The 694-nt window shown below is 37.5% G+C and carries 1 protein-coding gene; it reads left to right on the forward strand.

The genetic code is table 11. The features are described 5' to 3' along the window. The coding region (locus WG67_RS08125) for an RDD family protein (protein WP_458694973.1) at positions 1–384 on the forward strand (384 nt) is incomplete at its 5' end. Between the last annotated feature and the right edge of the window lie 310 nt (positions 385–694).

The following is a 694-nucleotide window of genomic DNA, read 5'->3' on the forward strand; positions in this document are numbered from 1 at the left end:
TTCAGCCAAGTTGCTGCAAAATCCCCAATGCAAGTGCCACTTTCTATAGAAGAAAAGGCAATGCAGAGTAGACTTGTAAAATTAATGATTCTAAATCAAATAGTCCAGTTTATTATGCTCTTTTGCTATGTAATATATATGTGGGTAAAGTTTGCTACTACACCTGGAAAACTATTATTTGGGCTTAGAGTTGTGGATGCACAAACTTTCGAAAAGATGACCCTAAAACAAGCAACAAAGAGATTTTTTTCCTTTATATTGTCAGTTGCACCATTGTTCTTGGGCTTTTTATGGTCAAATTTCAACAAACGCTGTCAAACTTGGCACGATAAGATCGCAGGCACAGTGGTTGTCACGAGTAAAAGCCTTAGAAGGCAGAGCTAAAAACTACTTGACACCCTTCGCCAGCCCCTTTATCATGATAGTGAAGGTATTCAGTTATCTTCATCTGTGCAGATTAAACAGCAAGAAAACAACGTAGTTGGCGTCTTATTTTTAATTTTTTGCACTATGTGCACCTTATGTCTTCACAACATTTCTGGGTTTTTACCTATATAAGCTGAAACGCGCTTATAAGTCGTTTAAGACAGTATAGTACGCCAATTTGCAGGATTAGGGAGTGACAACTAGCTAACACGGGGTTTCTTTTGCCTTTTTTTCTGCTTAGATGAAGATAACTGAATACCTTCAGTTT

The organism is Wolbachia endosymbiont of Drosophila incompta (assembly GCF_001758565.1).
Taxonomy (GTDB): domain Bacteria; phylum Pseudomonadota; class Alphaproteobacteria; order Rickettsiales; family Anaplasmataceae; genus Wolbachia; species Wolbachia pipientis.